Raw genomic sequence first — 10832 nt, 5'->3', positions numbered from 1 at the left:
ATCCCGCCCTGGGCAGAACCAATCACCACCCAAGCCGCTTACCAGCAAGCAGCAGCACGAGCCGCGCCAGGCTAACTCCCCACAACAACACCGCCGACGCGGACGCCCCACGAGGCATCCGCGACGTTGGTGATCCCGCAGAACAATCCAGTCCTCTCATACGTATAAACCCCCGACCGTTTGATCGATCGGGGGTTGGTGAGACGTCGCCAAGCAGTGCTTAACGGTGGCTGCGGTACCAGCCAATCAGGGCATCGGTGGAACCGTCACCGGAAGCGGCCTCTTCCTTACCGGACACGGCTGGTGCGAGGTCGTTGGCCTGCTGCTTGCCCAGCTCCACTCCCCACTGGTCGAAGGAGTTGACGTCCCAGATAATGCCCTGGGTGAACACGATGTGCTCGTAGAGCGCGATGAGCGCGCCGAGGGTCTGCGGGGTCAGTTCCTCCGCCAGGATGGTGGTGGTGGGGCGGTTGCCTGGCATGACCTTGTGCGGCACGATGGCCTCATCAACGCCCTCCGCCGCAATTTCCTCAGCGGTCTTACCAAAGGCCAGAACCTTGGTCTGCGCGAAGAAGTTACCCATGAGCAGGTCATGCATCGAGCCGGTGCCGTCGGCGGTGGGGAAGTCCTCCTTCGGGCGGGCAAAGCCGATGAAGTCCGCCGGGATGAGGCGGGTACCTTGGTGCATCAGCTGGAAGAAGGCGTGCTGACCGTTGGTGCCCGGCTCGCCCCAGTAGATCTCACCGGTGCCGGTGGTCACGGCGGTGCCATCGCGACGCATGGACTTACCGTTGGACTCCATAGTCAGCTGCTGCAGGTAAGCCGGGAAGCGGCCGAGGTCCTCGGAGTAGGGAAGCACGGCGTGGGTCTGAGCGCCGAAGAAGTTGGAGTACCAGACACCGAGCAGGCCCATGAGTACTGGTACATTCTGCTCCAGCGGGGCGGTGCGGAAGTGCTCGTCCATGGCGTGGAAACCTTCGAGGAAGCGCATGAAGTCCAGTGGGCCGATGGTGCACATCAGCGACAAGCCGATGGCGGAGGAGACGGAGTAGCGCCCGCCTACCCAATTCCAGAAGCCGAACATGTTCTGGGTATCGATACCGAACTCTGCGACCTTCTCCGCATTGGTGGATACCGCTACGAAGTGCTTGGCCACGGCAGACTCATCGCCATCAAACTGCTCGATGAGCCAGCGGCGAGCGGCGTGAGCGTTGGCCAGAGTCTCCTGGGTGGTGAAGGTCTTGGAGGCCACGATGAAGAGGGTGGAGCCGGCATCGAGGCCGTCGAGGGTCGCGGCGAGATCCGCTGGGTCCACGTTGGAGACAAAATCGGCGCTAATACCCGCTACCTCGTAAGAACGCAGGGCCTTGGCAGCCATGGCTGGGCCCAAGTCGGAGCCGCCAATGCCAATGTTGACGACCTTCTTGATGGTGTGGCCGGTGTGCCCCAGCCAGGTGCCGGAGCGTAGGGCAGTGGCGAAATCACGCATGCGGCCGAGAACCTCGTGGACGTCGGCAGCCACGTCCTGGCCATCGACGCTCAGGTCCTTGTCCACTGGCAGTCGCAGCGCGGTGTGGAGGACGGCGCGGTCCTCGGTGTTGTTGAGGTGCTCGCCGGCGAACATGGCGTCGCGGCGGCCCTCGACGTCGGCTGCGCGGGCGAGGTCAACCAGCTTGGCCACGACGTCCTCATCGATGAGGTTCTTCGACAGATCCACGTGCAGTCCTGCGGCGTCGAAAGAGTAATCGGCGGCGCGGGAAGAAGAGTTGGCGAAGAGCTCACGAAGGTTGAGGTCCTTCTTCTCTTCAAAGAGCGAGGTGAGCGCGGCCCACTGCGGCTGTGCGGTGATGTCCATTGCAAAAGCCTTTCTGGCAGGTAGCAGACATGAAACTTACTGTTTCTACCGTAGTCCAGAACGCGCGACGCTGCCGGGGGAGTTAGATGTAGAGGGTAAGACCAAAATGCTGCATTGTGTTGCCGATTTCCATGGCGCCGGCTTTCTGGTTATCGGGCTCATCAACGACGTATGACATGACGCCCACGGCGTAGAGCTCGTTATCGATGACGGCGTAGACGGGGCCGCCGCTGTCTCCACGGTCGCTGTCGTTACCGAAGGCAAACAACCCCTGGTCAGCATCTCGCCCAATGTAGTTACCACAAGACACTCCTCGCGTGGACCCGGCGCGGCAGATGGTGGGGTGTGCTAGGTCGACTTCGTCAAGGCTCATCCAACCGATCAACGGTGCGTTGAGAGCCGGGGATGTGGATACCTTGGCTGCGGGATTAGAAACTTCGATCAAGCCGATATCGGCGGAGTTGATCTGTTCGGTGTTGGTGTTGCGTGCTTCGAGCACCATCTCACCAATCTTGACGCGGTTTCCGGCGGTGTCGTTGTAATAGAACGTATCGCCCTTATCGCCGCAGTGGCCTGCGGTGAGAATAAAGAGGCGTTGGCCGTCACCCGCAAAATGGCCTGCGGAACAGCGTCCGTCATTGTCGAGATTGTAGATTGCAACCCCCGGGGTTAGCACTCCTGCCGTCATGAAGTATTCGGCTGCTTCGGGCTGAGCTAGGTCAACGCGTGGTTCGGGGCGCTCGGCCTGGGGGATTTCGGTGGTATTATCCCACAAAGCGTCGCCATCGAGGACCTTGTCCGAGCCTTTCTCCGAAGCCTGCGTATCGGGGTGCTGCTCATTATCAGGGGCGCCGCCGCCCTCCAGTCCGGCGCCTGCACCCGGAAGGCTCAGCGTAGTCGTGGTAATCGTTGCGACCGTGGAAGAAGAGCTGCCACAGGCACTGAGCGCTACGGCGGAGGTGATCGCGATGAGAGAGGCCGCGAGGCGGGAGGGAAGGCGCATGCCGCGAGCTTAGCGCATGCTGAATGCCTCTGTTCTCAGTTGGAGAGCAGTCCGCGGCTGTCCACGGGGCACACCGAAAAGTTTGAGAGTGTGACGACACAGTTGACGAGGTGGCGGATCCCCACAGTGACCTTAAACGCAGGGCTGATTCTTAGGAATAGACCTTGAGCCCGAAGTGATTCATGATGTGGCCTAATTCCATAGCCATCGTAATCCGATTATCTGTGGTCAGAGAGCCGGAGTAGATACCCACGGGGTAGTACTGACCATCAATGAGCGCATAGACTGCTCCGCCGCTATCACCGAAGTAGCCGTCGTTTCCGAAGAAGAAGGCACCGATCTCTGGTTTCGCAGTGAGGTAATTGCCGCAGGAGTACCCGCGGGTAGCACCAATGCGACAGATAGTTGGCTTTATCCGATCGACTTGTTCGAGGGACAACCAACCATTGACCTTGCCATTGAGCGCTGGTGTCGCCGAGTACTCCGCGGCGGGGTTGGTGATCTGAATGAGGCCGATGTCAGGAGAAGAGATAAGACCGTCCCGGTTGGTGTTCTTGGTCTCTACGGTCATCTGACCGAATAACACTGGTTTCCCCGCGCGGTCACGGTAAAAGAAGCGGTGTCCGGGATTGCCGCAGTGCCCAGCGGTGACAACAAAAACGTTGTGCCCATCGCCCACAATATGACCTGCAGAGCATTTCTTCTGTTCGTCGTGGTTGTAGATTGCAGATCCAGGCTCGACGCGTCCAGCGTTGGTGAAGTACTGAGCAGCATTCCGGTCGGCGACATAAATCTCCGGCTGCAGGTTTCCTGGAAGCGAGATGCTGCCATCCCCTGTGGGAGCCAAGGCATCAGCGAGGCCACCTATATCAAGCTGCGATGACCCTGAGCTGAGCTGCGCCAAGCCCAACTGGGCCTGTGCTGCAGGAGCCCAGAGGCTCGCAGCGATGGCAGCTGCGGTGACTGTAGAGAGAATGCGAGAGAGAATTTTCATTGTTGAGCGGTCCTGTCCGGCGGGTCTAGCCCAGCTTGCCGCGACCTAATCGAAGCAAAGCGGAGGCAATGGAGGGGCCTTCCTCGCCTAGTTCATCGCGGAACTCATTGAGAATGGCGATCTCGCGGGTATGTACCAGGCGGGTGCCGCCAGAGCTCATGCGAGTCTTACCTATTGTGCGGGAAATATCTGTGCGGCGCTTGATGGCATCAAGGATGACGCGGTCGAGGCGGTTGATTTCCTCGCGGTAGCGCTGAATTTCGGCGTCGCTCAAGGGATCGTCCGTGCCGGAGGGCATGCGGATGTTCAGCCCGTTGTCCACGACATTGGGGTCGTGGTGCTCCGGGTTCACGCTTGCGGAGGAGGAATCAGCATGTGAAGAGCTCATGGCATCAGATTCTGCCACCCCGCCAAACAAAAAGGAATCGCTTCTGGTGGTTCCGTGGTTGGTGCAGGTGACATGTGGTTTACGGGGAATGTCCAGCGGGGCTAGTAGGTTGGAGAGCATTATGAACAACGAATCTCCTTTTAGCCCTCGTCCCTCCGCGCCACAGTCCTCTTCACCGTTTAGCCCTGCGCCGTCGGAGCCTGCCGCTGACGATGCCTTGTTTGGTCTGCCGGCGGAGCCACCAATGGAGCCGGAACCGGAACCAGAAGAGCCGGAAATGGGCGTTGATCCACTGCTGGAAGGACTTAACCCACAGCAGGCAGAGGCCGTAACCCACTCTGGCTCGCCGCTGCTTATTGTTGCCGGTGCAGGATCCGGCAAGACGGCAGTGTTGACGCGACGCATCGCCTTTCTTATGCGCTCGCGCGGGGTAGCTCCTTGGCAGATTCTCGCTATCACCTTTACCAACAAGGCAGCTGCAGAGATGAAGGAGCGCGTCGGCCAGCTCGTCGGCCCGGTGGCTGAGCGCATGTGGGTGTCTACGTTCCACTCCATTTGTGTACGCATCCTGCGCAACAATGCGCAGCTCGTGCCGGGGCTGAATACGAACTTCACCATTTATGACGGCGATGATGCGCGCCGGTTGCTCACCATGATTGCCAAAGACATGCAGCTGGACCTTAAGAAGTACTCTGCTCGCGTTCTGGCTAATCAAATTTCGAACCGCAAGAATGAACTTATCTCTCCAGAGGAGGCACGCGCTGAAGCGGAGAAGACGAAGAATCCCTTCGAACTCACTGTGGCGAAGGTATTCGAGGAGTATCAACGCCGCCTGCGCGCGGCGAATTCGGTGGACTTCGATGACCTCATTGGTGAGGTCGTGCGTATTTTTAACCAGCACCCGCAGGTGGTGGAGTTCTATCGTCGCCGCTTCAAGCATGTGCTTATCGACGAATACCAGGACACCAACCACGCGCAGTACGCTCTCGTCTCTGCTTTGGTAGGAAGGGGAGAGCTTCCCCATGATGCTCCTGAATTGTGTGTGGTGGGTGACTCGGATCAGTCCATTTATGCCTTCCGCGGAGCCACGATCCGTAATATCCAAGAATTCGAGCGTGATTACCCGCAAGCGCACACGATTCTTCTGGAGCAGAATTACCGCTCGACCCAGACCATCTTGAATGCAGCGAATGCTGTCATTGCCAAGAATGAGGGCCGCCGCAAGAAGAATCTGTGGACGGCACACGGCGAAGGCGAGCAGATTGTGGGCTACGTGGCGGATAACGAGCACGATGAAGCTCGCTATATCGCTTCTGAAATCGATTCCCTGGCTGATAAGGGCACGGCTTATTCCGATATCGCGATTATGTACCGCACCAATAATGCCTCCCGTGCGCTTGAGGACGTGTTCGTACGTTCCGGCATTCCCTACAAGGTGGTAGGCGGAACACGCTTCTATGAGCGCCGCGAGATTCGAGACCTCGTGGCTTATCTGCGCATTATGGATAATCCAGATGACACGGTGAGTTTGCGCCGCATCATTAATGTGCCGAAGCGCGCGATCGGTGATAAAGCCCAAGCGCAGATTGCTCTCCACGCGGAGAACTTGGGTGTCAGTTTTGGTGCTGCTCTGCGGGACGCTGCGGAAGGACAAGTCGCTGGGCTGGGAACACGCGCAGTTAATGCGGTGAGCAAATTTAACGAGATGATGGACGGCGTGCGTGAACAGCTGCCGGGCATGACCAATGAGGTCACCGGCCAGCCGGACCTAGGGGAGCTGCTGAATGCACTGCTTGATGCCACTGGCTACCGCGCCGAACTGGAAAACTCCAACGACCCTCAAGACGGCGCCCGTCTGGATAACCTCAACGAATTGGTGTCCGTGGCTCGTGAATTCAGCTCAGAGGCAGCCAACCAAATGGCCTTTATGGGGGCGGATGCGCAAGAGACTCCTGAGCTTGCGGAAGGAGAGGCCGCGCCGGGCTCGTTGCAAGCCTTCCTTGAAAAAGTCTCGCTCGTGGCAGACGCGGACCAGATTCCGGACCACGAATCCGGAGTCGTCACACTGATGACTCTGCACACTGCAAAGGGCCTGGAATTCCCGGTGGTCTTCCTCACCGGCTGGGAGGACGGCCAGTTCCCGCACATGCGCTCTTTAGGTGACCCGAAAGAGCTCAGTGAGGAACGCCGCCTTGCCTACGTGGGTATTACCCGCGCTCGAGAACAGCTCTACCTCACGCGCGCGATTCTTCGGTCGTCGTGGGGCAACCCGGTGACGAACCCGGCCAGTCGCTTCCTCGCCGAGGTCCCGGAGGACCTCATCGACTGGCGCCGTGAAGAACCAGACAGTTCGCTGTCCGGCGCGTGGGGTGGAGATGATTCCTACCAATACGGGCGTAGCTTCGGCTCTGAGAGCGGATTCTTCCGTTCCCGAGGCGGTGGCAGCCACGGCGGCTATGGCTCGCGGGGCGCTGCGTCTTCCCCTTCGCAGCGCCCGCGCAAACCAGCTTCAGCAACGTCGATGCCGAAGAATAACCATCTCAATTTAGTTGTAGGGGACCGCGTCAACCACGCGAAGTACGGGCTGGGCACGGTCATCGAGGCCTCCGGAACCGGTGCGCGCGCAACGGTTACCGTGGACTTCGGTTCAGCGGGCAAAGTCCGCCTCATGCTCATCGGCGGTGTGCCGATGGAAAAGCTCTAAAGCTTTAGATGAGGATGCCGCGCTCGTCGAACCACTCCACTGGGTCAACAGCTGCGCCGCCGCCTGGGTGAACCTCGAAGTGCAGGTGCGGGCCGGTGGAGTGGCCCTCGTTGCCGATGACGGAAATCTGGTCACCGGCCTCGACGCGGTCGCCTACGCTGACCAAGAGCTGGTCGCTCGGCATATGGCCGTAGACGGTGATGGTGCCGTCATCGTGCTGGATGCGAATCCAGTTGCCGAAGCCTTGGGCTGCGCCTGAAGAAATGACCTCGCCGTCCATGACGGCGTAAATCGGGGTGCCAACCGGGTTCGCCACATCGATACCGTTGTGGAAGGAACCCCAGCGTGGGCCGAAGCCAGAGGTGAACGTACCGGACGTTGGGAACACCACAATGTTGCCGTCAGCATCCTGGCCGCGGGTAGGGGTCAGGCCGGAGTGGTCGCCCTCAGGGGCGAAGGCCTCCGCGAGGCCGGGAATGCTGGAAGGGTCGAGAACGATGTCATAGCCGTTCTCAGTGGCATTGACCGTGGGGACGGATGCGCCGTTCAAAGCACCGGCCGTGGAGATGAGGAGCCCAGTGAAAGCCTTGAAAAGGTCGGACTGGGACTCTTCGTTGACGTCTGTAGTGACCGTGCCCTTGGAGGACCCGTCGGAGACATCTACGCTCGCCGCTGGTTCGGCGGCGAACGCCGGAGCCGTGACGGTAGCGGCGGCGCTAACTGCCACGGCGGCGAGTGCGCAGAGGGTGCGCTTCATAACTTCACGTCCTTATGAACTGCTCTGGCTAGCTGTATCGGCGACTTCTGCTGAGGTAGGGCCCTCAGCATGAAACCTGTGAGTGATGGGCTGCGGTCCTAACAACCGCGGTGCCGCCGCGCGGCCAGCGACACGCCGGCGTCTTAACGCCATCGTGTGAGTCCGTGTGGCAACGAGATACAAACTATCCCGGGCAGACCCCCTGCGCAATGGGAGAAATTGCAGGTAAACACAGGGATTGTTCGAAAAACTATCGAACAGCCCTGCATGTTACGCGTGTGACGGGAGTGAAAATTGTTACAAGGGTAAAGTAAAGGTTTAAAGAATGGGGGTGAGTAATGGGGGTGTACTCATGGCCAAAGCCCTGGCGCACCTGATGGTGAGCCAGGGCAGAGGTTGAGAACATCTGCGTGGCAGTAGGGCCACGTTAGGGGCTCTATGTCAACGACCTACTCTCACTGCGGTCACGGGCAGTCAGTGCTGCTCCTTCGCGTGTGCGGTTTACGGCGGCGGCAAGTGCGGCAGGCACCAGCGGAACAACGAGCACTGCGAGGAGTGACCACCAGTCCGGCACGAAGTAATCCTGTCCGCGCAGCGCGTATGGCGGTGGATCGAACAGATAGCGGGGGTTGTCTGCAAAGACGTAGGCGCCGATATGACCGGTCAGCACACCGAAGAGCATGCTTGCTATGGCCACCAGCCACGTCTGCCATGCCGATACTCGAGACATGAGTGCGGGCTCAGCACCGATGGATTGGAAAACGTTGTTCTCCTGTCGCATGCTCGTCGCAGCGTTGGCAATGATGAGCGCCAACACAATCAGGCAGATCAGCCCCATAGCGAGTGCGGGGTAGAAGCGCACGTCTTCGACGGGCGTCGAGGCCCAGCTCAAGAAGTACTGGGAGTGGGAGGCTTGGGTGGCGACGTCGTCAAGCTCTTGGCGTGTCTTGTCATCCGGAACCTCGTTGAAGGCAATCGCTCGGCCAACGTAGAACGGCTCCATCCCCAACGCCGCGCCTGCTTGCGGGCTTACCAGCACGATATCGCGCGCCATGGTGGGCAGGGCCTCCGCGATAGGAACGGTGGCAGAGGTTGTGCCGCTCTTCTTTGTAGCCGAGAAATCCTTAAAGGTATCCACGGTGACCGTGCCTTCAGTGTGCTCGCCCACGTGGGAATTGTGGGGAAGGACGATGCCTCCGGCATCGAGCGTGCGGGCAGCAGCCTGGCGGTCCTGCTCCGAGTTGAAGTGCCACAAATCTAGCTGCGTGGAGTCAGTCTGGATAAGCCGTGAGTCATTGGTCAATGGGTTGTAGACAAACATGGTCATCATCTCGTGCGCGCACTCTTCACGGGCCTCCGGCGATTCGTCAGTGCGGCGGCCTTGAGAGTCGATGAAGACAGCCCTTTCCACGGGAACCGTGGTATCAACCTGCGTGCACACAAAATCAAACTCGGTGCTCAGGCGGTAGACCTCTCCCCCATCCTGATCCCAGTAGGACGCATTTTGGGAAGGATAGACGTAGTAGGGGTGAATAGAGCCGGGGGAGGTGTTGGTTGCGGCCTCGGCAGCCGCACGTTCGTCCTCATTCGACTCCTTTACCGGTTCGCCATACAGTCCTCCCTGAATAAGTGCGGAGGTCTCTGGCATAACGGTCCGCTCCTCGGCGCGGCTCTTGGCGTTGGCTGTCATGATGGATACGCCGAAGACTGTGGTGGTGAAGGTGATGGCAACGATAGCGATGGCCGTCGGCAAGGCATGCATACTGCGACGAGTGAGCCCGCGACCGGCAAGGCGCAGGGGCAAAGGCCCGCGGCGAACAACCATCGAACACAGGAACACGAGAGCCGGTGCCGAGCCAGCGATGGCGATAACGCCAAAAAGTACGATGAGGGTAGGGAAGGACTCGCCCATCTTGGTGAAACTAAAGAGTAGGAGCAGCGGCAGCACCACAGGGCCGATGGCCATCCACGGCCGGAAACGCAGCAGACGGTCGGGAGCCCCGCCCTGAATCGCTTGGGCTAAGGCACTGCGCTGCGCCAGCCACGCCGGGACGATGGAAACGATGACCGAACCAACGACGGCGACCAGCCAAGCGCCTATGCACTCAGCCCAGGGCAAGCGGATGGGGAAGTCCGGGTAGCGCACCATCCATGCGATCCATCCGCCACTCAGTCCCACAGCAAGTCCGAGTGTGGCACCGATGATGCCCATGAAAAAGCCGTAGGCCATGACCGCCAGCATGATGTGGCGTGGCAACGCGCCCTGGCTCGACATGAGCGCGTAAAGGCGGGTATTGCGCCCCATGGCGAGGGTGAACACAGGAGCAAGGAGGAAAAGGATGAGCAGGCCAGCAATGATGTAGATGCTGGCGAAGAACACAAAGAAGACGATGGCTTCGAGTGCTTCCGACACCGACGGGTGATCGCTCTGAGTCGGAAGGGATGTGCCGAGCTCTGGGCCCCACAAGTCAAGGCCCTTCTCGGCGGCCTTATCTTGCATCTCCGGGGTAAGGGGTTCATCGCCATTAATGAGCCACGTGGTATGTGAGGAAGTGGACGTGTGCTTCGGAGTATCACCCAAAGCAGGGGCGGTGACGAAGTCGGCGTCATCGGGCCCGATGGCGGCCACTGTGGCGTGACGCTCGCCCTCAATGCCTCGGCCGAGGAACGAGACGGTATCACCCACCTTTGCGTCAAGGTCACGGGCAGACTTGCGGGAGAGGACAATCTCGCTGGGGCCGAGGCCGAGCTTATCGACGACCCCTTGAATCTTCTCCGGAGGGTTTTCCACATCGAACTGGGCGAGCCAGGAGTTGGTGGAACTCTCGCCCCGCAGAATCGAGGTGCTGTAGTAGGTAGTGATGGGCGAGATAGTGGAACCCGTGGGAAGAATGTCAGCAGCTAGCTGGGGCACCTCCGCGTTGGTGACGTCCTTCTGGTCTTGGCGCACCTGAATGCTGCGATCCGCGGAAAAGAGCGAAGTAGCCAGGTTGGTTGATTGTTGAAACAGTGAGAAACCAACCACGAGCGCCACGGGTAAGGCAATGAGAATAACGGCAGCGATAGTGCGCCAGGGGTGGCGCCACAGGTCGCGCCGGGTAGGGCGGGTAGCGGCGGTGATCGCTGGCATG

7 protein-coding genes are annotated in these 10832 nt (G+C 59.8%); 1 reads left to right on the top strand and 6 read right to left on the bottom strand.

Annotation, left to right across the window (positions count from 1 at the left end; genetic code table 11):
- Nucleotides 1-220 precede the first annotated feature (220 nt).
- From pgi to HMPREF3149_RS04090, 4 genes are all read right to left on the bottom strand, one after another.
- Nucleotides 221-1855: a glucose-6-phosphate isomerase gene (pgi, locus tag HMPREF3149_RS04105; protein WP_070536822.1), complete on the bottom strand. Its 1635-nt coding sequence runs from the start codon at nt 1853-1855 to the stop codon at nt 221-223.
- 82 nt (nt 1856-1937) lie between these two features.
- Nucleotides 1938-2858: a trypsin-like serine protease gene (locus HMPREF3149_RS04100; RefSeq protein ID WP_070536821.1), complete on the bottom strand. Its 921-nt coding sequence runs from the start codon at nt 2856-2858 to the stop codon at nt 1938-1940.
- A gap of 151 nt (nt 2859-3009) precedes the next feature.
- Nucleotides 3010-3852: a chymotrypsin family serine protease gene (locus HMPREF3149_RS04095; protein WP_070536820.1), complete on the bottom strand. Its 843-nt coding sequence runs from the start codon at nt 3850-3852 to the stop codon at nt 3010-3012.
- 25 nt (nt 3853-3877) lie between these two features.
- A complete protein-coding gene (locus HMPREF3149_RS04090; RefSeq protein WP_042533137.1) occupies nt 3878-4240 on the bottom strand; it encodes a chorismate mutase in 363 nt (120 codons plus the stop codon).
- Nucleotides 4241-4361: 121 nt separating this feature from the next.
- On the opposite strand from HMPREF3149_RS04090, the gene pcrA reads away from it, so the two are divergent.
- Nucleotides 4362-6944, top strand: coding sequence for a DNA helicase PcrA (pcrA, locus tag HMPREF3149_RS04085; protein WP_070536818.1), 2583 nt, complete (start codon nt 4362-4364; stop codon nt 6942-6944).
- Nucleotides 6945-6948: 4 nt separating this feature from the next.
- Here the strand turns inward: pcrA and HMPREF3149_RS04080 are convergent, their stop codons facing one another.
- Both HMPREF3149_RS04080 and HMPREF3149_RS04075 read right to left on the bottom strand, forming a co-directional pair.
- Nucleotides 6949-7701: a M23 family metallopeptidase gene (locus HMPREF3149_RS04080; protein WP_042530032.1), complete on the bottom strand. Its 753-nt coding sequence runs from the start codon at nt 7699-7701 to the stop codon at nt 6949-6951.
- Nucleotides 7702-8137: 436 nt separating this feature from the next.
- On the bottom strand, nt 8138-10831 hold the full coding sequence (locus tag HMPREF3149_RS04075; protein ID WP_070536815.1) for an FtsX-like permease family protein: 2694 nt from the start codon (nt 10829-10831) through the stop codon (nt 8138-8140).
- Nucleotide 10832 lies beyond the last annotated feature (1 nt).

This window comes from Corynebacterium sp. HMSC05E07 (assembly GCF_001807225.1).
Lineage (GTDB): Bacteria > Actinomycetota > Actinomycetes > Mycobacteriales > Mycobacteriaceae > Corynebacterium > Corynebacterium singulare.
This window is presented reverse-complemented; position numbering and strand designations above follow the sequence as displayed.